This window comes from Muricauda sp. SCSIO 65647 (assembly GCF_021534965.1).
Classification (GTDB): domain Bacteria; phylum Bacteroidota; class Bacteroidia; order Flavobacteriales; family Flavobacteriaceae; genus Flagellimonas_A.
The window spans coordinates 763,480-784,719 of sequence record NZ_CP091037.1; the positions used below are offsets into that span (position 1 = coordinate 763,480).

Genomic DNA, 21,240 nt, shown 5'->3' on the forward strand with positions numbered 1-21,240 from the left:
CTCATCAGGTGCCTGAAGCGGAATTTCGTCACTTTGATTTGCGCCTTCATAGAAATATCAAAACGTTCCCTCATCCAAAAGGTGCGTTCCCTCATTCTTGGTTTTTTGCTTCATGATTTCAAGCTAGTTTCATCTTGATTACTAACAGGCCCTTTAAAGGCCAAAAATTGTAAAGATGGAACCAAAGAAAAATCCAAAGTCAAACCTTGAAAAAGACCTAACGCTTTACTTCATGATAGGGCTGGTCGCAGTACTATCGATGAGCTATACAGCAATTGAATGGAAAACATATGACAATGTCATTACATGTCCTATAAATCCTGATTTTGACACCGATATGGGAGAAATACCCCCTATGACCTTTCAAAAATTGCCCCCTCCACCAAAACCCAAGATTCAGGCGCCTCCGATAATTGAAATTGCACCTGACGATGAAGAAATCATTGAAACTGTAATTGAATCGAATGAGCCTGACCAAAGTACTGAAATCGTGAATTACACCGATATAGATGTTGCCGATGTGGACGAACCTGAAGAAATTCCCTTTTCAGTAATCGAAAACGTACCCATTTTTCCGGGCTGTGAGAATGCCACCAATCAAGGGACTTGTTTTCAAGAAATGATGCAAAAACACATTAAAAAGAACTTTCACTACCCTGAACTGGCCAAAGAAATGGGGTTGCAGGGGCGTGTCAATGTGATATTTACCATTCAAAAAGATGGCAGTATCAGTGGCATCAAAATGCGCGGACCACATGAAGTTTTGGAAAGAGAGGCAAAAAGAATTATTTCGAAGTTACCGAGAATGACCCCAGGTAAGCAGCGTGGCACCCCGGTCAAAGTGCCATTCGCCATTCCGATTACATTCAAGTTGCAGTAATCTACCATAAGACATTACTGAAACGATAAAAACAAAAAACCACGCCAAAAGGCGTGGTTTACACTTATTATATATTCGAAGTTCTATTTCTTAGTCGATATCGATAGTACTGTTGTATTCTTCGACCGTTTTTTTCACTTCTTCTTTGGTCGCGCCAGTGAACTCGCGCACCTCTTCTTTTCCATCGACTATCGAAGTGACCACCGCTTTATAGGTGCCCTCATCAGTTGTGTTGATTTCAACTTTCACCTGTTTTTCCATAGTTTCAACCGCATCGTTCAACACATTTATTTCTATCGCTTCTTGGTGCAACATGCCCATCTCATCAGCAGGTGCAAGGCTTACCAAACTTGGGGCGATCACCAAGGCCACTACCGACATCAATTTCAACAAAATGTTCAATGATGGGCCAGAAGTATCCTTGAAAGGATCACCGACGGTATCACCCACAACGGCTGCCTTGTGCGCATCAGAACCTTTGCGGCCTTCGCCCTCGATGGTCTTCTTGGCATTGTCCCATGCACCGCCTGCATTTGATTGAAAAATCGCCATCAATACGCCTGCAGTGGTCACCCCGGCCAAAAGACCGCCCAACATATCGGCACCGCCCAAGAAACCAACGGCAACGGGCACGGCAATGGCCAAAAGACCCGGCAATACCATCTCTTTGATGGAAGCCGTGGTTGAAATGGCCACACATTTTTCGTATTCGGCCAATCCGTCGGCAGCATCAAAAATCTTTCTATCGGCTTCTGAAGCCTTCGAAAGGTCTGAATCGTATTTGCGCATGACTTCCAACGCCGCTTTCAATTGGGGAATATCTTTAAACTGACGGCGAACCTCTTCGATCATTGCCATGGCCGCACGGCCCACAGCATTCATTGAAAGGGCCGAGAACACAAAGGGAAGCATACCCCCGACCAATAGTCCCGCCATAATCTTTGGTTGCGAAACATCAATGGACTTTACCCCTGCCGTTTGCATAAAGGCAGCAAAGAGTGCCAATGCGGTCAAAGCCGCAGAAGCAATCGCAAATCCTTTTCCAATGGCTGCAGTGGTGTTGCCCACAGCATCCAATTTATCGGTACGCTCACGTACTTCACTCGGTAGTTCGGCCATTTCGGCAATACCCCCGGCGTTGTCAGAAATAGGCCCATAAGCGTCAACGGCCAATTGAATTCCCGTATTGGCGAGCATACCAACGGCTGCAATGGCTATTCCGTAAAGACCTGCAAAATGGTGTGACACCAAAATCGCAGCAGCAATCAAGATGATGGGAACCATGGTAGACATCATACCTACACCCAGACCTGCAATGATATTGGTGGCAGAACCAGTCTCAGACTGCCGTACGATAGAGTTAACCGGTTTTGTGCCGGTACCGGTATAATATTCGGTCACCTTACCAACCAAAAGACCGGCCACAAGACCTGCAATGGTAGCCCAAAAGACTCCCATGGCACCAAATGGCAATCCTTCAACCGATTCTGGAATAAATGCATTGATCAAAAAGTAAGAAGCCACCAACATTAAACCGGCAGAACCAAACTCGCCAATGTTCAATGCCGTTTGTGGATTACCTCCTTCTTTTACACGCACGAAAAATGTTCCAATGATAGACATTACAATACCTACTGCGGCCAAAGCCAGTGGCAGATAGACCGCTCCCAAACCGTCAAAACCTGGAGTAACTATGATTGCCCCCAATACCATGGTACCGATGATCGATCCCACATATGACTCAAAAAGGTCGGCACCCATACCGGCCACATCCCCTACATTATCTCCAACATTGTCAGCTATGGTAGCGGGATTCAATGGGTGGTCTTCAGGAATACCTGCTTCAACCTTACCCACAAGGTCAGCACCTACATCGGCCGCTTTGGTGTAAATACCACCGCCCACACGGGCAAAAAGGGCAATCGAAGATGCGCCCAAAGAGAAACCAGAAAGTACGTTCAATACTTCACCGATACTCCAGCCTTGTCCGCTATATAACATAAACAAACCGCTGAGACCAAGCACCCCAAGGCCTACAACACCAAGGCCCATTACCGAACCACCGGCAAAGGCGACTTCCAAAGCCTTGCTCAATGAGGTTCTCGCTGCGTTGGTGGTGCGAACATTTGCCTTGGTGGCAACTTTCATACCGATAAAACCGGCCAAAGCGGAACAAATGGCCCCCACGATGAAAGAAACCGCGACCATACCGTTCGACCCTTCTTCATTTTGACCTTTGAAGAATAACAATACGGCCACTGCGGCCACGAAGATGGCCAAAATCTTATACTCTGCCTTAAGAAAAGACATGGCGCCATCGGCGATATTCTTGGCAATACGTGCCATTTTTTCCTCTCCGACAGCCTGTTTTGAGACCCATGCATTCTTTACAAAAACATAGAGCAGTCCCAAAACTCCAAATCCCCATAAATAAGGTACAAGTGATTCCATAAATAAAGTTTTAAGGTTTTTTAAGTGGCTGCAAAAGTAGTAAAATGGGCCTTAATAAAAAAAGCCCTCTTTCGGGTTTAAAAGAAGGCTTTCCTTTTCATAATGAATTCTTTAAATCATGAAGGTTCGTTTTGTCTTATGGTCGCTGTTTTCGTAGCGTTCGACACATTTTTGATAAATCTCCCTAGCCTTTTCGGCACCGCTCCATCCACCGGTATCGACCTTTTTCTCTTCCAAATCCTTATATACCTGAAAGAAGTGCTCTATTTCTTTCAATCGATGTGGATTCAAATCTCGTATGTCATCGTTTTTGCTCCAAATGGGGTCATTGACCGGTACGCAGATAATCTTTTCATCAGGACCCTTTTCATCGGTCATATGAAAAACACCTATGGGCTTTACCTGCATCACCACCATGGGAAAAGTGGGCTCTGTACCCAAGACGAGCACATCAAGTGGGTCTTGGTCCAATGCCAAGGTTTCAGGAATAAAACCATAGTCGCCCGGATACATCATCGATGAGAACAAGGTTCTATCGAAACGGATTTTATGCAATGTGAAGTCGTATTCGTATTTATTGCGGCTGCCTTTCGGAATTTCTATGAGTACATCAAAGGTAACCTCTTCGTTTTTGGCCATGTTCCAGATTTTAGGGTGCAAAATTACGCAGAGAAGACTGGTAATTAAAAGAATTGGAAATTTATTTAGAAGCTGAACCCAAAACTTCCGGTAATGCCAAAGGCCCGGGCATCTGGGTTGTCCAAATAATTTCCACGGAAGTTAAAATCGATACGAAAAATCTTGAAAATATTACCGATTCCGAAAGAATACTCCCAATAGATCTGGTCTTCTGGTGCCACCAAGGGAATGTTACTGGGCGAACTCAAGGCGATGTTCTCATCTGACAAAGAACCCCAAGCACCTCGTAGCCCAACTATTTCTCTCAAGTTGAACTTGCGAAGCAACGGAATACGTGAGAAGATACGGCCATTGAAATTATGTTCTAGATGCACCGTTGCATAGGTATCGGTCACGAACTCATAAAAATCAAGGTTCGGAAAGGTGTTATATAGCGAAAAAACCGTCTGGTTGCCCGGTATCACACTCAATAGCCCCAAGGGTACCCCACCAAAAGTCTTTCCCAGCTCAACGGTGCTCAATAGCCTACCAAAACCACCGACCTGCCAAGGTTGGGTGTATGAAAACTGTATTCTTTCATATTCAAAATCACTTTTCATGAATCCCTCGAGGCCTTTTGTATAGTTGAGCACCAGTGTGCTATAATTGTCATTGACATCACGGCGCTCGACTCCATAGCCAATGGTTCGCTTACCGGGGGTGTAGATCAATGTGGTGTTGATATCGAACTGCTTTACTTCAGAAGAAATTCCCGTGGGTGATTCCGGGTCTATATAGTCTAAGCTGAATTGATCGGGCAAAGCAGAACTCAACGTTCGATACGATCCTCCCAGCCTAACCCTAAAGTTTTTTAAAGGTTCCATTTCCAAGGCCAGCACCGATAGGTTGATATTGCTCAATCTGTTGTTGTTGCCCACTGTGACCAAAGCCGATGAAGCGATACTTCGCCCCAACACATCTGTGGTGCTCGTCAGGCTGATGCCCAGCTGTTCTATATCACGTCTATTGCCGCCTGACAAAATAAGCCTGGTCTTTCTATCCAACAAAAACTTGCCAGAAAAGCCATGTTTGAACTTTCGATCATCAAAACCATAGGCCATATATCCTTCCAATCGCCATGGGTCATTTTGGCCAAAATAGGTTCGTGCACCTCCACGCAACCGTATTCCCTCGGCATCATTGAACCCGAAAGTGCTGTAAATGTCCCCGATATCGAGATTCCATTTGTCGATTTCAATATAACCAGACCCCAGTACGCTCACAATGTTATAATAGGTGTTGAATTTGGGTACCGTCTTTAAGGTATCGAGCAATTTAAATATACCGGCTTCGTCTTTGCTCAGGCTTTCCAATCGAGCGTCTCTCCAAAATAAACTGTCGCGCTCGAACACACGGGGGTCGTATGGGTCTGATTCGGCCTCGTAAAACGTCTTGGACTTGTCAAGATCGAACACATAATTATCATAAACCGTTGTGCGCTTGCCATACACGCCCCTAGATTTCTCCTTCTTTGAAAAGGCAAAATCGCTGAGCATATAATCTCGTTTCAGCAAAAAAACAGAGTCGTTGACCACCTCAAAATCTTGCTCGATGTAGATTTCCTTGACCCAGTTTATGTTGGCACTCTTGGTGACCTGTAGATTGATATTTTTTATGGCATAGGTGGTATCGTTCACCCAAAAATCTCCTTTGAAGGTCAATTCGTTCTTTCGCCGCGGATAGTAGATGATGTTGTAACACCATTTGCCATCGATGAACGTACTATCAGAAAGCACATAATTGTACACATCGACCCCAGTTCGTGATAGCGGACTTGTGAAACTCTTGTCAAAGAATTTCAGGTAATTGTCATAGACATCATAATCGGAATACAGATCTTCAACAAATGCCGTAATGGCTTGATTACCAGAGAATCCTGAACTTTTATTCCCTAGAACATCTTCCTTTTCGAGTTCATGGCGATTGTCACCGTACACTTTTGAAGATACCTCGTTCAAGAAAAGCGGTAGATAGGTCTTGCCCGTGATGCGCGAGGTGTCAAGGTCTTCAAAAATGAATTCCAACCCCTTGAAAAGCTTGCTCTTGATCAAAGCACTGTCAATGGTGTTAAGGTCAAACTCTACCTTTTCATATTTATCATATTGGTAGCTCTTGAACTGGCGTAGACCGTTCACTCTTTTTTTCGCCCATATTTTCTTGAGGATGTCAATGGCCGGATTGTTCTTTTTTGATTGTTTTCCGGTATACACGATCACTTCCTGCAATTGTTCCGCAGCTTCGGAAAGGTTGATTTCCAAATTATAGTTCACTCTTCCCGACAAGGCGATTTCCTTGGTTTCATATCCGATGTATGAAACCACCAGGGTAGTGTACGTTGCATCGGATTCAAAGTAGAACCGGCCATTTTCATTGGTGATGGTGCCTTCGGAAGAATTTTTGAAAATCACGTTCGCAAAGGCAATGGGATCGCCCGATTCATCAATTACAGTACCACCGGCCTTGGTTTGCCCAAAGGCCAAAAAAGGAAGCATAAGAAAAATAAATAGGAATCTTATCATGTTTGATAGGTCGATAGCCCTGCATTTTGAAATAATGCCAGGTTCTTTTGGATCAATTTGGTTTTGGGTAGAATTCTATCAATAACCGTTCCTTAAAATGAAGCCTCGCCGACGTTGGTCGGCGAGGCTAATATACCTTACAATTTTATGCACACTACTTATATAACACTTTCTTAACAGCCTTGATAACATCATTGCTATTGGGCAACCATTCTTGCAGTAGTACGGGTGAATAGGGTGCCGGTGTGTCTGCAGTGTTGAGTTTCACGATCGGAGCATCCAAGTAATCAAAGGCTTTGTCTTGTACTTGGTATATAATCTCGGTGGCCACATTGCCAAAGGGCCAAGCCTCTTCCAAGATTACCATTCGATTGGTTTTCTTGACGGAGTTGAGGATCGTCTCATAATCCATCGGGCGCACGGTTCTCAAATCGATAACCTCACAGCTGATGCCCTCTTTTTCTAGCTCATCGGCTGCTTTATAGGCCTCTTTAATGATTTTTCCGAAAGAAACAATGGTGACGTCAGAACCTTCCCTTTTTATTTCGGCTACCCCGAGCGGAATGGTATATTCCCCTTCTGGCACCTCGCCTTTATCGCCGTACATCTGCTCTGACTCCATAAAGATAACGGGGTCGTCATCACGTATAGAAGATTTCAAAAGGCCTTTGGCATCTGCGGGATTCGAAGGAACCACCACTTTTAGGCCAGGACAATTGGCATACCAGCTTTCAAAAGCCTGCGAGTGCGTTGCCGCCAATTGACCGGCTGAGGCCGTAGGACCGCGAAACACGATCGGAATATTGAACTGCCCACCTGACATTTGCCTCATCTTTGCCGCATTGTTGATGATCTGATCGATGCCCACCAATGAAAAGTTAAAGGTCATGAATTCTATAATGGGGCGATTGCCGATCATGGCAGAGCCAACACCGATACCTGCAAAACCCAATTCTGAAATAGGAGTGTCTATGACACGGTCAGCGCCGAATTCATCGAGCATGCCCTTAGAGGCCTTATAAGCCCCATTGTACTCTGCCACTTCTTCTCCCATAAGGTAAATGGAATCGTCTCTGCGCATCTCTTCTGTCATGGCCTCTGCAATGGCCTCCCTGAACTGTAATGTTTTCATATCGTTTTTTCCGACTGGTGATTCTTAAAAAAATGCAAGCAAAAATAGGAAAATATATTAGGAAAGGAGTGCTTGCAAAACTCAAAAAAAGAACAAAATTTATTATGCATGCATAATAAATTATTGGATTTTATACCTATCTTTGGCGTCAAATTTTTATCACTATGAAGATATTGGTCTGCATTAGCAATGTCCCTGATACGACCTCAAAAATCAACTTTACCGATGACGATACCAGATTTGATGCCAACGGTGTACAATTTGTTATCAATCCGAATGATGAGTTTGGCCTGACCCGTGCCATGTGGTTCAAAGAGAAGCAAGGTGCCACGGTTCATGTCGCCACGGTAGGCGGGCCTTCGGTCGAGCCTACCATGCGAAAGGCCCTGGCCATTGGTGCCGATGAGGCAATTCGTATCAATGCCGAACCCACAGATGGTTATTTTGTCGCTCGCCAGTTGGCCGAAGTGGTCAAAAACGGTGGCTACGATCTGGTTATCGGCGGAAGGGAATCCATCGACTATAACGGAGGCATGGTACCCGGCATTATGGCCACCTTGCTCGACATGAACTTTGTCAACACCTGTATCGGACTTGAAATAGAGAATGGCCAAGCCACGGCCATTCGTGAGATCGATGGCGGAAAAGAAAAATTGGAGGCCTCACTGCCCTTGGTCATCGGCGGCCAAAAAGGATTGGTTGAAGAAAGTGATCTTCGCATTCCGAATATGAGGGGTATCATGATGGCCCGTCAAAAGAAATTGAATGTGGTCGATCCTGTTGATGCACCTTCTTTGGCCAAAGACAGAAAGTTCGAAAAACCAGCTCCGAAAGGACCAGTAAAATTGGTCGATGCCGGAAATGTCGGTGAACTGGTAAATCTTTTGCACAACGAAGCCAAGGTTATATAAATTCCATTTTTAGGAAATCAAACAAAAAAATATGTCAGTACTCGTATATACGGAATCATACAACGGAAAATTTAAAAAAAGTGCCTTTGAAGTGGCTTCTTATGCCCATGAAGTGGCCCAGAACATGGGCGCTTCGGTCACCGCTATTTCATTCAATGCTGAAAATAATCACGAATTGGGCGATTACGGTGCCTCAAAAGTGTTGAACATACAGAATGTCGATCTAAAAACGTTCAATGCCAAGGCCTATGCAAAAGCCATTGCAGAAGCCGCAAAAGCCCAAGGTGCCAAGGTCATTATTATCAGTTCAAGTACCGATAGCAAATTTTTGGGAGGCATATTGGCCGCTAAGCTCAATGCCGGATACGTACCCAATGTTGTGGGTGCACCTGAAAGCACCGATCCCTTGGTCGTTAAGCGTATGGCATTCAGCAACAAGGGCTTTGCCCATACCGAGATTACTGCTGAAACTGCGATCATAGGGGTTTCGAACAATGCCTTTGGCATACATGAAAACAAGGTTTCTGCCAATGTCGAAGATTTCAGTCCTTCTTTGGGCGATGCCGATTTTTCGACAAAATCACTGGAAGTTGACAAAGTAGTCGGTAAGGCGACCATCGCCGATGCCGATATCGTGGTCTCTGGTGGTCGTGGATTGAAGGGTCCTGAAAATTGGGGCATGATCGAAGAATTGGCAGCTGTTCTCGGCGCGGCCACGGCATGCTCAAAACCCGTTTCAGATATGGGCTGGCGGCCCCATAGCGAACATGTGGGCCAAACCGGAAAACCTGTTGCCAGCAATCTTTATGTCGCCATAGGTATCTCTGGGGCCATACAACATTTGGCGGGAGTCAATGCCTCGAAAACCAAAGTGGTCATCAACAATGATCCCGAGGCCCCGTTCTTTAAAGCGGCCGATTATGGTATTGTCGGTGATGCGTTCGAAGTAGTGCCGAAACTCATCGAAAAATTAAAGGAATTTAAAGCCCAAAACGCTTAATTTTTGTTAATTTGTCCTTTCGAGGGGCTGTTCAGATAGATGGCAAAGCCGCCTATTTGAACAGTCTTTTTTGATTTGAGAAGGATATATGAGTTTAGTACGGCTAAAAATAAAGGGAATATCGTATAGTCAGACACAAAATGGGGCCTATGCACTCATTTTGAACGAGGTCGAGGGTGACAGAAAGCTTCCTATTGTCATAGGGGCCTTTGAAGCGCAGTCCATTGCCATTGCACTGGAAAAGGAGATCAAGCCCCCGAGACCCCTGACCCATGATCTATTCAAAAACTTTTCCGATCGCTTCGACATTGTGGTCAAACAAGTCATTATACATAAATTGGTCGATGGCGTCTTTTATTCGAGTATCATTTGTGAACGCGATAAAATTGAAGAAATCATCGATGCCCGAACCAGTGATGCCATAGCATTGGCCCTCCGTTTTGATGCCCCTATTTTCACCTATAAGACCATTCTGGACAAAGCAGGGATTTTCCTCAAGTTTTCTTCGAAGGAAAAAGATGAAGATGAAGGTGATGATAGTATCGTGGTCGACGAAATCTTGCAAGAAGGAGAGACCGTTGAAATCGAATCGAGCGGCAATGAAGGCTACCGCGAAATGACCCTCGAAGAGCTTCACAAAGAACTGGACAAAGCCGTAGCCAATGAAGATTACGAGAAGGCGGCCAAACTGCGTGATGAAATCTCGAAGCGCAAATAACCAATAACCACTCTATGGGAAAGAGATTTCTAGGTTTTACTTTATTTTTTTTGTTCATATCCGTTTCTCTTTTTTCTCAAGATACCATTCCCCAAGAAACTATGGCCTCAATGGCCGATACGGTGACCATTGATGATTTGGCACCGAAAGATGAGATCGTTCCCAACCAAGGGTTTTCATTCGGGTCGTTATGGCGCGGCATGTTGGGCATGCTGGTTTTAATTGCCATTAGCTATTTGTTCAGTTCAAATCGAAAGGCCATCAATTGGAGAACTGTGGGGCTTGGGCTTTTGGCACAGTTTCTATTGGCCATTGGGGTATTGAAAGTGCCTTTTATACGGGCCTTTTTCACCATCATGGGCAAGGCTTTCAACAAAGTACTGACCTTCACAGAAGCTGGTACAAAATTTCTGTTCAGTTCGATGAGCACCAATGAAATTGAGGAGCCATTGATCACCTTTGCTATCATAATTTTGCCAACCATCATCTTTTTCTCAGCGCTGACCTCTGTTTTATTCTATCTGGGAATCATTCAAAAAGTGGTCAAGGGTCTCGCCTGGGCCCTTACCAAACTTTTGAAAATATCTGGAGCGGAAAGTTTGAGTGTTGCCGGAAACATCTTTTTGGGCCAGACCGAATCACCGCTAATGATCAAGGCCTATCTTGAAAAAATGAACAAGTCAGAGATTTTACTGGTGATGATCGGGGGCATGGCCACCGTTGCAGGTGGGGTCTTGGCTGCCTATATCGGATTTTTAGGCGGTACGGATCAGGCCCTACGAGTAGAGTTTGCCCGTCACCTCTTGGCAGCCTCGGTCATGGCAGCACCAGGGGCCGTTGTCATTTCAAAAATTTTGGTGCCCCAAACAGAAGCCATCAACAAAGATGTAAAGGTATCAAAGCAGAAAATTGGCTCGAACCTGCTTGATGCCATGGCAACAGGCACTACCGAAGGGCTCAAATTGGCGGTCAACGTAGCGGCCATGCTGTTGGTCTTTGTGGCCTTCATCGCCATGATCAATTATATCTTTCTAAAAATGGGTACTATCGGAGGGCTCAACGACTGGATCCAGAGTAACACACCCTACGCTGCTTTGTCGCTCGAAATGATACTCGGGTACATTTTTGCCCCTCTGATGTGGTTGATAGGTGTCGCCAAAGAAGACATGGCCCTGATGGGCCAATTATTGGGCATCAAGCTGGCTGCCAGCGAGTTTGTGGGCTATATTCAGTTGGCCGAACTCAAAGATGTCAATAGCGTACTGCACTTCAAATACAACAAGAGTATCATCATGGCCACGTATATGCTCTGTGGTTTTGCCAACTTTGCTTCCATTGGCATACAGATCGGAGGTATTGGCAGCTTGGCGCCCGGACAGCGCAAGACCCTCTCCAAATTTGGCATGAAAGCCCTTTTGGGGGGCACCATTGCCTCGTTACTTTCCGCTACCATGGCGGGAATGATTTTGGGATAGGAAGGTGAAAGGTATAGGGTAAAAGATGTCAAATAGCAGATTTTTAGAAAGGATTGATCTTTTATGAGAAACTTCAGGGATTTGGAAGTATGGCAAGATGCCAGAAATCTTGTGAAAGAAATTTACCATTTGACCAAGCAATTGCCCGAATCAGAAAAGTACGGGCATACTTCACAAATCAACCGATGCGCCATTTCCATTCCAACAAACATTGCTGAAGGTTGCTCCAAATATTCACAAAAAGACTTTATACGTTTTCTTCAGATAAGCTTAGGTTCTTTATTCGAATTGGAAACCCATATATTGCTTTACACTGATTTACAGTTAGTTGATACAAAAAAAGCGACCGCATTGATTGAAAAAATTCAGTTACTTCAAAAACGGATAGCATCGTTGATAAAATACAATAAATCATAGCCCAAAACCCTTTACCCTTTACCCTTTACCCTGTACCTTTATGGGCTATGAAACAATATCACGATCTTTTAAAGCACGTTCTAGAACACGGCAACCAAAAAAGCGACCGTACCGGTACGGGCACCATCAGTGTTTTTGGCTACCAAATGCGGTTTGACCTACAAGATGGTTTCCCCATGGTGACGACCAAAAAGCTGCATTTGAAGAGTATCATTCATGAACTGCTATGGTTTTTGAAAGGGGATACCAATATCAAATACCTGCAGGAAAACGGCGTGCGCATCTGGAACGAATGGGCCGATGAACATGGCGACCTCGGACCTGTGTACGGCCATCAATGGCGCAACTGGAACAGCGAGGGCATTGACCAGATCAAAACGGCCGTTGAGATGTTGAAAAACAATCCTGATAGCCGTCGCATCATCGTTTCGGCCTGGAACCCCAGCGTGCTGCCCGATACCACTGTCTCGTTTTCAGAAAACGTGGCCAATGGCAAAGCAGCCCTACCGCCCTGCCATGCTTTCTTTCAATTCTATGTAGCTGACGGTAAATTGAGCTGCCAGCTTTACCAGCGCAGTGCCGATATCTTTTTGGGCGTACCCTTCAACATTGCCAGCTATGCCCTGTTGAATTTGATGATGGCGCAAGTTTGCGGCTACGAACCGGGCGAATTCATCCTCACCTTTGGCGATGCCCATATCTACAGTAATCATCTAGAGCAGATAGAACTGCAACTCAGCCGTGACCTGCGGCCCCTGCCCACCATGGTACTGAACCCTGAGGTGAAGGACATTCTCAACTTTACGTTTGAAGACTTCACCTTGTTGAACTATGACCCGCACCCGCATATCAAAGGGGTGGTCGCTGTTTAAAATAAATATCACTCCAAAATTTCGAGGGTGAATCTTAGAAGCAAGCAAACTATCAACCAAAGTGTATTTTATATGAATAAATTGAACCCTGTCATCTTTTTTGTCCTTTTTCTCACTATGTCAATCAGCGGGTATTCTCAAATAACCTTTGAAAAGGGGTATTTCATTAAAAATTCTGGAGAGAAAGTCGAGTGTTTGATAAAAAACCAAGATTGGAAGAACAACCCAATACGTTTTGATTACAAATTGTACGAAGGTGACCATGTCAAAATTGAAACCATTCAAAATGTAAAAGAATTTAGGATAAACAATACTTTGAAATATGTTCGCCATAAGGCAAAAATTGACAGGTCTAGTGGCTCTGTCAATACAATGAGTGAAGACAGCCGACCTATATTTAGTGAAGAAGAGGTTTTTTTAAAGATTTTGGTTGAAGGCAAATCGTCTTTATATCAATATACCGAGGGCAATTTGTTCAGATACTTCTTTGATACTGAGGAAGTAGCTATCACGCCACTGGTGTTTAAACGCTATAAAACCAGACATTACCAAACAAAAGGTTACGAATCAAAAAGTTTTAGAGTAGCACAAAATGATGCATACAAGCGACAACTATGGAACAACCTCAAGTGCGAAGAATTATCTAAAAAAAGGTTTGAAAAATTGAAATACACAAAAGATGATCTTATAAACATCTTCATAGCTTACAACCAATGCGTCGATCCTACTTATATAGGAACAGAACAAAAGCAAAAAAGGGACTTGTTCAATCTAACACTAAGGCCCCGTTTGAATATCTCATCACCAAGCACTCCCGACCCCGTTATCGCATCAAGGAACATAAACTTTGACGATAATCAGAGTTTCGGATTTGGACTTGAGGTAGAGTATATTCTTCCTTTCAACAAAAATAAATGGGGTATTATAGCCGAGCCCACCTACCAATATTATAGTGCTGAAAAAGATGTAGAGAACAGCAGCATTTCGGGAGGTAGAATCATTACAACGTTTGATTACTCCTCAATCGAGGTGCCAGTTGGCATCAGGCACTATATTTTTTTAAATGACTCTTCGAAACTTTTTATCAATGTAGGTTATACTTTTGATTTCACTTTAGACAATTTTGTTGAATTCAGAAGAGCCGACAATTCAATACTTGATTCTTTTGAGTTTTTAACAGGTGAGAATCTTGCTTACGGAGTAGGTTTTAAGTTTAAAAACCGTTACTCTGCAGAATTTAGATACCAATCTTCTAGAGATATTCGCTTTTCTGGATCTGCCTATGAAAGCATGTCCTTCATTTTGGGGTATACAGTGTTCTAGAATCATCGTAACGAACAACGGCTATCTTTTACAAGAATAGATTTCATCATTTTTAAAGATTAAAGCGCCCAAACTCTCGTCTGGGCGCTTTCGAACAATCAAACAAAGCGTACTTGGTGCTTTTCTCTTCCCTAAAAAATTTTCTTTTTCATAGTTACATAAATTTTTTCTGCAAAAAGCAACCGCTTCGCTTTCGCACAGCCTAATTTCTTGTCACGGTAATGGCGTTTGAAAGTCCGTACAAGCCTTCGAGATCAGCCACATTGTTGCCCATGGCCAGACCGGTGAGCCCATCTTCGTAGCGCATATACCATATCAGGCACACCCCAACGCCCGCTGCATCAAAATCGACATTTTCAACATCGCCCAATGTAGGTGGTAAGCCCAAAATATTGTTCTGGTCATCGGTAATGACCCAAGTACCATTGCTGCCCGTGGCATTGCTGCTATCTAAGGTGATACCACTGACCATATCGGGCGTACCGTCAACGGTAAATTCAAAGGGGCCACCTGAAATAGTGCCTGCATTGGGGTTGCGATACACGCTAATGGAATTTGACAAGGCAAAGTAACCTCCCAAATCGCCTGCATTTTGACCTGCTTCAAGACCAGTGATGCCATCTTCGTAAGTCAAGTGCCAAATCAGGCATAGGCCCACACCGGCACCATCAAAATCAACGCCTTCTACAGCCTCCAATGTTGGGGGCAGACCCAGAATGTTCAAATCGTCGTCGGTGATGACATAGGTCTGGTTGCTTCCGTTGAGCATGGCATCGTCCAAAGCAATTCCGCTCACCATATCGGCTGTACCATCAACAGAGAACATAAACGGACCACCCGATAGCGTACCGGCATTCAGTGCGTTTCTGGTCACGGTAATGGAGTTTGACAAGGCATAATAGCCATCAAAATCAGCAACGTTATTGCCAGCTTCCAATCCCGTTAGGCCATCTTCATAGGTCAAGTGCCAAATTAGGCAAATACCAGCGCCGGCAGCATCAAAGTCAACGCCTTCGACAGCCTCTAATGTTGGGGGCAGACCCAAAATGTTGTTCTGGTCATCGGTAATGACATAGGTTTGGTTCGAACCGTTCAAGTCAGTATCATCTAAAGTAATGCCACTGACCATATCAGGAGTGCCATCGACCGTGAATTCGAACGGACCACCAGACAAAGATCCACCGTTCAGTGCATTTCTGGTCACGGTAATGGAATTTGACAAGGCATAGAACCCATCAAAATCGGAAACATTGTTACCTACTTCCAACCCCGTCAGGCCATCTTCGTAGCGCATGTACCAAATCAGGCATATCCCTGCACCCGCTTCATCAAAATCAACCCCTTCGACCGCTTCTAGAGTAGGTGGAAGACCCAAAATGTTGTTTTGGTCATCAGTGATCACCCAGGTCATATTGGTGCCCAAAGCATTGCTGTTGTCCAATGTGATGCCACTGACCATATCTGGTGTACCATCGACAGTAAATTCGAACGGGCCACCAGCAATTGTACCGGCATTCAGACCATTTCTGTTGACTGTCACAAAATTCGAGAGGTCAAATTCTCCGCCGAGATCGTCAAGGTTCTGGCCCATTTCCAAACCTGTTAACCCTTGATTATAGGTCAAATGATAGATATAACAAGAGCCTTCGCCCGCTTCGTCAAAATCTACTCCTTCAACAGCCTGTAAATCTGGGGGCAGGCCCAAAATGTTTCGGCTGTCGTCGGTAATGACATAGGTCTGCATATCACCGTTGCCATCAAAATCGGCCAACGAAATACCACTGACCATATCTGGTGTGCCATCGACCGTAAAATTGAAAGGTCCTCCTGATAAACTTCCCGCATCAAGTACTATCGGAGCATCATCGGTATCATCTTCCTCACAACTGAAAAGAAAAACTCCGAAAGAAAATAAAAGTAAAATTGTTTTTAAATTGTTCATAGCTGTATGTTTTTAAGTGTTGTGGCAAAGAAATCGGCGAGGTGTTGCAAAAACATCACATAAAAATCATATTTGTTTACGTGCTGAAAACCAGTTAGTTAAAATAAAATCAATTCAATTTTTGCAAGAATTGGCCTTTTTTAACGACCATTCTGAAACGAACCGGACATTTTGTGGAAGTCATTGTGAACTTTCCGTGAGATTTTACCCTTTATTTCGCCATGATGAAAAAAGTATTGGTCATTGAAGATGATACCGAGATCATCCACTTGTTGGAAATTCATTTGAAAGATCTGGGCTGTGACGTATTGTCTGCCTGTGAAGGAGACACCGGACTGCGCATGGCCATCAATGAAGTGCCCGACCTAATTATATTAGATGTGATGTTACCGGAAATGGACGGTATCGAGGTCTGCCAAAAAATACGGGCCAATCAAGTAAAGTCGCCCATTATGATGTTAACGGCCAAATCTGAGGAAATCGACAAGGTACTGGGCCTTGAGGTCGGTGCCGATGATTACTTGACCAAACCTTTCAGCGTGCGCGAGTTCATTGCACGGGTCAAGGCCATTTTCAGGAGGCAAAAGATGGATACCCAAAAAGCTGACGGAAGCAAGAACAATGGCTCCATGCAATTTGATAACCTTACTATTGATGTGGAAATGCGAAAAGTGGCCTTGGATGGAAAAAGAATAGAACTCTCACCCAAAGAGTTTGAGCTGTTGGTGCTGCTTTCTTCAAATCCTGGTAAAAGCTATGACCGCACCAAACTTTTGAACCTCATTTGGGGGTATGATTTTCAGGGGTATGAGCATACCGTGAACTCACACATCAACCGTCTGCGGTCAAAAATCGAACCTGATATGGGCAACCCCAAGTTCATTTTGACCACTTGGGGCGTTGGCTACAAATTCAATGAAGAACTATGAAGCACTCACTACTTTCAGATAGGCTCATCGTAAAATTGTCATTGTCATTCTTGGCCATCTTGGTTTTGGCCGGGGTCGGGTACATGTTCACGGCCCTTTATCTTTCAGACAATTACTTTTATGAGACCTCACAGCGCCTTCATGCCAATCTTGCGCAAGACCTAATTGATGAAAAGTTCGGTAATGAGAGTCCGTTTGACGAAGAGGGCAATGTGAACAAGGCCTTGTTTGGCGATATCATGCATGACATGATGGCCGTGAACCGTGCCATAGAGGTCTATTTATTGGACAAAGAGGGTTATGTGATGTATTCGGTAGTTTTAGATCATGATGCCCCCGAGACCAATCAGAAAAAAGTGGCATTGGGGCCCATCAACCAATTTATAGCGCAAAATGGTGAAGGGTATATTTTAGGGGATAATCCTAAAAATCCCGATGTGCAAAGTGTGTTTTCGGCCGCTCCTTTTGATAAAAATGGAAAGGAAGGTTACGTCTATATCGTTTTGGCAAGTGAAGATTACTTAATGACCCGAGAATCGCTCATGAACAGTTATTTTTTGCGATTGGGGTTACGGGGCTCTATTCTCACCTTGATTTTTGCCGCTCTCTTAGGAATACTTTCTATCTGGTATCTCACTAAAAACCTTCGTAAAATCGTCTATGCGGCCAAACGTTTTCAACAAGGTGACCTCCATTACCGTATCGAGGATGCCAAAAAAACCGATTTGGCCGGGGTCGCCAAGACCTATAATGAAATGGCCGATACCATTTTGGCAGATGTTGAGAAAATCAAATCGCTCGAAAACTTACGCCGTGAACTGATCGCCAACATTAGCCATGATCTTCGAACACCACTTTCCATTATACAAGGGTACATCGAAACCCTTCAAATGAAGAATACCCAACTGAGTACCAAAGAGCGGGAAGAATACTTGATCACCATCAATAAGAGCTGTGAACGCCTATCAAAACTTATTGCCCAGCTCTTTGAGTACTCAAAGCTTGAAGCCAATCAGATCGAACCCCAAAAAGAACCCTTTTTGATCACCGAACTGGCCCATGACATTTACAGAAATTACAAAGTCTTGGCAGCGCAAAAAAATATTGATTTGCAATTGGAAATGGAAGAGGGTATTCCTTTAGTGTTTGCAGACATCTCATTGGTTGAAAGGGCTATACAGAATTTGATGGACAATGCCTTGAAGTTTACTCCCGAAGAGGGTAAAGTGATTGTCAAGATCATTCCGAAAGAAGCCAATGTAGAGATCGTCATCAAAGATTCGGGGCCAGGTATCGCCAAGGCCAATCAGGCCTTGATATTTGAGCGATATCGCCAAACCAAAACCGGGCAAGAAAAAGAAGGTGCCGGTCTCGGACTTGCCATTGTCAAAAAAATCATGGAATTGCACAATGCCAGTATTAAGGTATTGAGCAAGCCAAACGAAGGCACTTCTTTTAGTTTCAGTTTGCCCGTTTACAGTGTCACATGACCATTGACCCCATTGATTAAGTCAAGCGGTATCGGGCAATTTCCGTATTTTTAGCAAAATACCTGCTATGATCGTTACCGATTCGCTTCTCGATTTTTTTCTCAAGACCCGAAAACACACTGAGAAAATATGCAAGCCCCTTGAAAACGAAGATTATGTCGTGCAACCTGTGGTCGATGTGAGTCCGCCGAAATGGCATTTGGGGCACACCACTTGGTTCTTTGAAGAGTTCATATTAAAACCTTATGCCAAAGATTACAACGTCTTTCACGACGATTTTTCTTTTGTGTTCAACAGTTACTATGAGACTGTGGGCAAAAGGGTCGTTCGGGCAAACCGCGGCAATCTATCTCGACCCTCGGTCAAAAAAGTGTATGAATATCGAGACTATGTGACCAAGGGCATTAAAAATCTCTTTCAGATCGAGCAATCACCCGAATTGTATGATTTATTGGAAATCGGCATCCACCATGAAAAGCAGCACCAAGAGCTTTTGTTGACCGATATCAAATACATTCTGGGCAACAATCCGCTGCTTCCGAAGTATTCAGACGATTTTGAAGACCATCCCATAGAAAAGCATGAACGCGAATGGATCGCTATGGATGAAGGTGTCTTTGAGGTCGGGCACAATGAAAAAGAATTTTGTTATGACAATGAGCTGGGTCGGCACAAAGTCTATCTACAACCCTATCAAATCGCCAATAAATTGGTCACTAATCAAGAGTATATCGAATTTTTAAAAGATGGTGGCTATCAACGGTTTGACCTTTGGCATGCCGAAGGGTGGGATTGGGTGAACGCAAACAACATCAATTCTCCCCTGTATTGGCACAAGATCGGAGCTGAATGGTACCATTACACGGCAAAAGGCTTACAAAGAGTCTCATTAAATGCCCCAATCACCCATATATCGTATTACGAAGCCTTTGCATATGCCCAATGGAAAGGTTTGCGATTACCCACAGAGTTTGAATGGGAGGCAGCCCAACAGTTTTTTCCATGGGGCAAGCGGTGGGAGTGGACCGAGAGTGCTTACCTACCCTATCCCAATTACAGAAAAGCCGAAGGTGCCCTAGGTGAGTATAACGGTAAGTTCATGGCCAACCAAAAGGTGTTGCGGGGCGGTTCTGTGGCCACACCAGAGAAACATACCCGACCCACCTATCGAAACTTTTTTCATCCACATTTACGTTGGCAGTTCACGGGATTAAGGTTGGCGCAATAATCACGACAAACCATCTATGCAAGAAAAAACAGCTACGGCTTTGAATACTGATTTTGCCCAAGAAGTACGAGAGGGATTGACCGACTACCCAAAGCATTTATCCTCAAAATATTTTTACGATGAAGTCGGTGACAAATTGTTTCAAGACATCATGGCAATGCCCGAGTACTACCTGACCGATTCTGAGTTCAATATCTTAGAGACGCATAAAGAGGGTATCTCAAAACTTTTTATGGGGAATGGAGGCGCTTTTAGTCTTTTTGAATTGGGGGCTGGCGATGGTAAAAAAACCAAGATCTTACTGCGAAATTTGGTCGAAAAAGAGGCTGATTTTGACTACCGCCCCATTGATATCAGTCAAAATGCACTGAACCAACTGGAAGCTTCTGTATCTTTTGAAATTCCCGAAGTGCGCATTAATACAATTCAGGGCACTTATTTTGAGACCTTGGCCGATATTGCCAAACAGAACGGCAGACGTAAGGTGATTTTGTTTCTTGGTTCGAACATCGGAAACCTTCTGCACCCGCAGGCAGTTGAGTTTTTAAAGAACATTCGTGATATCTTGAACGAAGATGACCTTGTTTTCATGGGGTTCGACCAAAAAAAGCATCCTCAGAAAATATTGGATGCCTACAACGACAAAACCGGCATCACAGAAGCCTTCAACAAAAACCTATTGGCAAGGATCAATAAAGAATTGGGGGGCAATTTTGAACTTGATAATTTTTTGCACTGGGAAGTCTACGACCCAGAAACAGGTACGGCCAAAAGTTATTTGGTGGCCAAAAAAGCACAAAAGGTCTTCATTGAGGCCCTTGGCCTAAAGGTGAATTTCAAACAGTGGGAAACCATACACACCGAAATCTCACAAAAATATGACGATGAGGTGGTCAATTGGCTGGCCGATAAAGCAGGATTAGACATCATTGCACAGTTCAGTGATGGACAAAGCGAGTATAGGGATTACGTATTCAAAAAGAGTCAAAGATGAAAGCCATTTGGAACAATCGAGTGATAGCGGAAAGCAACGACACAGTGGTCATTGAAAATAATCACTACTTTCCTGCTGATAGCATTAAGGAAGAATATTTCAAACCCAGCGGTACCCATACCACTTGCCCATGGAAAGGCGTAGCTTCTTATTACACTATTGAAGTTGACGGGAAAAAAAATATGGATGCGGCCTGGTACTATCCTGAGACCAGTGAATTGGCCAAAAGCATAAAAGGCCGTGTGGCCTTTTGGAAAGGGGTCACCATTGAGGAATGAACC

The 21,240-nt window shown here is 44.1% G+C and carries 18 protein-coding genes; 13 read left to right on the forward strand and 5 right to left on the reverse strand.

All coding sequences use genetic code 11. The annotated features are described in order from the left end of the window. The first annotated feature begins 175 nt into the window (after positions 1 to 175). A complete protein-coding gene (locus L0P89_RS03425; RefSeq protein ID WP_235267000.1) occupies positions 176 to 880 on the forward strand; it encodes a TonB family protein in 705 nt (234 codons plus the stop codon). Positions 881 to 970: 90 nt separating this feature from the next. Here the strand turns inward: L0P89_RS03425 and L0P89_RS03430 are convergent, their stop codons facing one another. The 4 genes from L0P89_RS03430 to L0P89_RS03445 all read right to left on the reverse strand — a co-directional run bounded on the left by L0P89_RS03430 (position 971) and on the right by L0P89_RS03445 (position 7,660). Then, positions 971 to 3,331: a sodium-translocating pyrophosphatase gene (locus L0P89_RS03430; protein ID WP_235267001.1), complete on the reverse strand. Its 2,361-nt coding sequence runs from the start codon at positions 3,329 to 3,331 to the stop codon at positions 971 to 973. 111 nt (positions 3,332 to 3,442) lie between these two features. Continuing rightward, a complete protein-coding gene (locus L0P89_RS03435; RefSeq protein WP_235267002.1) occupies positions 3,443 to 3,970 on the reverse strand; it encodes an inorganic diphosphatase in 528 nt (175 codons plus the stop codon). Between the two features lie 65 nt (positions 3,971 to 4,035). Beyond that, entirely contained in the window at positions 4,036 to 6,528 is a 2,493-nt protein-coding gene (locus L0P89_RS03440) for a DUF5686 and carboxypeptidase-like regulatory domain-containing protein (RefSeq protein ID WP_235267003.1), read from the reverse strand. 154 nt (positions 6,529 to 6,682) lie between these two features. Next, the gene (locus tag L0P89_RS03445) at positions 6,683 to 7,660 is read right to left on the reverse strand and encodes a pyruvate dehydrogenase complex E1 component subunit beta (protein ID WP_235267004.1); all 978 of its coding nucleotides are present in this window, start codon (positions 7,658 to 7,660) and stop codon (positions 6,683 to 6,685) included. Between the two features lie 164 nt (positions 7,661 to 7,824). Here L0P89_RS03445 and L0P89_RS03450 point away from each other — a divergent pair, with 164 nt between their 5' ends. The 7 genes from L0P89_RS03450 (at position 7,825) to L0P89_RS03480 (ending at position 14,376) form a co-directional block, all read left to right on the forward strand. Beyond that, positions 7,825 to 8,571, forward strand: coding sequence for an electron transfer flavoprotein subunit beta/FixA family protein (locus L0P89_RS03450; protein ID WP_235267005.1), 747 nt, complete (start codon positions 7,825 to 7,827; stop codon positions 8,569 to 8,571). Between the two features lie 31 nt (positions 8,572 to 8,602). Then, positions 8,603 to 9,571, forward strand: a complete 969-nt coding sequence (locus L0P89_RS03455; RefSeq protein ID WP_235267006.1) for an electron transfer flavoprotein subunit alpha/FixB family protein — start codon at positions 8,603 to 8,605, stop codon at positions 9,569 to 9,571. An 88-nt stretch (positions 9,572 to 9,659) separates the two neighbouring features. Continuing rightward, positions 9,660 to 10,289: a bifunctional nuclease family protein gene (locus L0P89_RS03460; protein WP_235267007.1), complete on the forward strand. Its 630-nt coding sequence runs from the start codon at positions 9,660 to 9,662 to the stop codon at positions 10,287 to 10,289. A gap of 14 nt (positions 10,290 to 10,303) precedes the next feature. Continuing rightward, positions 10,304 to 11,764, forward strand: a complete 1,461-nt coding sequence (locus tag L0P89_RS03465; protein WP_235267008.1) for a NupC/NupG family nucleoside CNT transporter — start codon at positions 10,304 to 10,306, stop codon at positions 11,762 to 11,764. A 63-nt stretch (positions 11,765 to 11,827) separates the two neighbouring features. Beyond that, the gene (locus tag L0P89_RS03470) at positions 11,828 to 12,181 is read left to right on the forward strand and encodes a four helix bundle protein (RefSeq protein ID WP_235267009.1); all 354 of its coding nucleotides are present in this window, start codon (positions 11,828 to 11,830) and stop codon (positions 12,179 to 12,181) included. A 47-nt stretch (positions 12,182 to 12,228) separates the two neighbouring features. Beyond that, the gene (locus tag L0P89_RS03475) at positions 12,229 to 13,053 is read left to right on the forward strand and encodes a thymidylate synthase (RefSeq protein WP_235267010.1); all 825 of its coding nucleotides are present in this window, start codon (positions 12,229 to 12,231) and stop codon (positions 13,051 to 13,053) included. 72 nt (positions 13,054 to 13,125) lie between these two features. Next, complete coding sequence (locus tag L0P89_RS03480; protein ID WP_235267011.1) at positions 13,126 to 14,376, forward strand: porin family protein; 1,251 nt, start codon at positions 13,126 to 13,128, stop codon at positions 14,374 to 14,376. 202 nt (positions 14,377 to 14,578) lie between these two features. Here L0P89_RS03480 and L0P89_RS03485 read toward each other — a convergent pair whose 3' ends face one another. Next, positions 14,579 to 16,318 carry a hypothetical protein gene (locus L0P89_RS03485; RefSeq protein WP_235267012.1) on the reverse strand — a complete coding sequence of 580 codons (1,740 nt, stop codon included), beginning with the start codon at positions 16,316 to 16,318 and terminating at the stop codon, positions 14,579 to 14,581. Positions 16,319 to 16,542: 224 nt separating this feature from the next. On the opposite strand from L0P89_RS03485, the gene L0P89_RS03490 reads away from it, so the two are divergent. The 5 genes from L0P89_RS03490 (at position 16,543) to L0P89_RS03510 (ending at position 21,237) form a co-directional block, all read left to right on the forward strand. Beyond that, complete coding sequence (locus tag L0P89_RS03490; RefSeq protein ID WP_235267987.1) at positions 16,543 to 17,247, forward strand: response regulator transcription factor; 705 nt, start codon at positions 16,543 to 16,545, stop codon at positions 17,245 to 17,247. Continuing rightward, the gene (locus L0P89_RS03495) at positions 17,244 to 18,737 is read left to right on the forward strand and encodes a sensor histidine kinase (RefSeq protein ID WP_235267013.1); all 1,494 of its coding nucleotides are present in this window, start codon (positions 17,244 to 17,246) and stop codon (positions 18,735 to 18,737) included. Before L0P89_RS03490 ends, L0P89_RS03495 begins: the two co-directional genes overlap by 4 nt. 67 nt (positions 18,738 to 18,804) lie before the next feature. Further along, the gene (gene egtB, locus L0P89_RS03500) at positions 18,805 to 19,965 is read left to right on the forward strand and encodes an ergothioneine biosynthesis protein EgtB (RefSeq protein WP_235267014.1); all 1,161 of its coding nucleotides are present in this window, start codon (positions 18,805 to 18,807) and stop codon (positions 19,963 to 19,965) included. A 16-nt stretch (positions 19,966 to 19,981) separates the two neighbouring features. After that, positions 19,982 to 20,959 carry an L-histidine N(alpha)-methyltransferase gene (locus L0P89_RS03505; RefSeq protein WP_235267015.1) on the forward strand — a complete coding sequence of 326 codons (978 nt, stop codon included), beginning with the start codon at positions 19,982 to 19,984 and terminating at the stop codon, positions 20,957 to 20,959. Beyond that, positions 20,956 to 21,237 carry a DUF427 domain-containing protein gene (locus L0P89_RS03510; RefSeq protein WP_235267016.1) on the forward strand — a complete coding sequence of 94 codons (282 nt, stop codon included), beginning with the start codon at positions 20,956 to 20,958 and terminating at the stop codon, positions 21,235 to 21,237. The genes L0P89_RS03505 and L0P89_RS03510 overlap by 4 nt, the downstream gene beginning before the upstream one ends. Positions 21,238 to 21,240: the final 3 nt, after the last annotated feature.

Bases quoted from the DNA above. Each gene is read 5' to 3' on its own strand.
- L0P89_RS03480 (WP_235267011.1), top strand. From the start codon at position 13,126: ATGAATAAATTGAACCCTGTCATCTTTTTTGTCCTTTTTCTCACTATG.
- egtB (WP_235267014.1), top strand. From the start codon at position 18,805: ATGATCGTTACCGATTCGCTTCTCGATTTTTTTCTCAAGACCCGAAAA.
- L0P89_RS03490 (WP_235267987.1), top strand. From the start codon at position 16,543: ATGAAAAAAGTATTGGTCATTGAAGATGATACCGAGATCATCCACTTG.
- L0P89_RS03505 (WP_235267015.1), top strand. From the start codon at position 19,982: ATGCAAGAAAAAACAGCTACGGCTTTGAATACTGATTTTGCCCAAGAA.
- L0P89_RS03425 (WP_235267000.1), top strand. From the start codon at position 176: ATGGAACCAAAGAAAAATCCAAAGTCAAACCTTGAAAAAGACCTAACG.
- L0P89_RS03455 (WP_235267006.1), top strand. From the start codon at position 8,603: ATGTCAGTACTCGTATATACGGAATCATACAACGGAAAATTTAAAAAA.
- L0P89_RS03495 (WP_235267013.1), top strand. From the start codon at position 17,244: ATGAAGCACTCACTACTTTCAGATAGGCTCATCGTAAAATTGTCATTG.
- L0P89_RS03440 (WP_235267003.1), bottom strand. From the start codon at position 6,528: ATGATAAGATTCCTATTTATTTTTCTTATGCTTCCTTTTTTGGCCTTT.
- L0P89_RS03485 (WP_235267012.1), bottom strand. From the start codon at position 16,318: ATGAACAATTTAAAAACAATTTTACTTTTATTTTCTTTCGGAGTTTTT.
- L0P89_RS03460 (WP_235267007.1), top strand. From the start codon at position 9,660: ATGAGTTTAGTACGGCTAAAAATAAAGGGAATATCGTATAGTCAGACA.
- L0P89_RS03430 (WP_235267001.1), bottom strand. From the start codon at position 3,331: ATGGAATCACTTGTACCTTATTTATGGGGATTTGGAGTTTTGGGACTG.
- L0P89_RS03435 (WP_235267002.1), bottom strand. From the start codon at position 3,970: ATGGCCAAAAACGAAGAGGTTACCTTTGATGTACTCATAGAAATTCCG.
- L0P89_RS03475 (WP_235267010.1), top strand. From the start codon at position 12,229: ATGAAACAATATCACGATCTTTTAAAGCACGTTCTAGAACACGGCAAC.
- L0P89_RS03510 (WP_235267016.1), top strand. From the start codon at position 20,956: ATGAAAGCCATTTGGAACAATCGAGTGATAGCGGAAAGCAACGACACA.
- L0P89_RS03470 (WP_235267009.1), top strand. From the start codon at position 11,828: ATGAGAAACTTCAGGGATTTGGAAGTATGGCAAGATGCCAGAAATCTT.
- L0P89_RS03465 (WP_235267008.1), top strand. From the start codon at position 10,304: ATGGGAAAGAGATTTCTAGGTTTTACTTTATTTTTTTTGTTCATATCC.
- L0P89_RS03445 (WP_235267004.1), bottom strand. From the start codon at position 7,660: ATGAAAACATTACAGTTCAGGGAGGCCATTGCAGAGGCCATGACAGAA.
- L0P89_RS03450 (WP_235267005.1), top strand. From the start codon at position 7,825: ATGAAGATATTGGTCTGCATTAGCAATGTCCCTGATACGACCTCAAAA.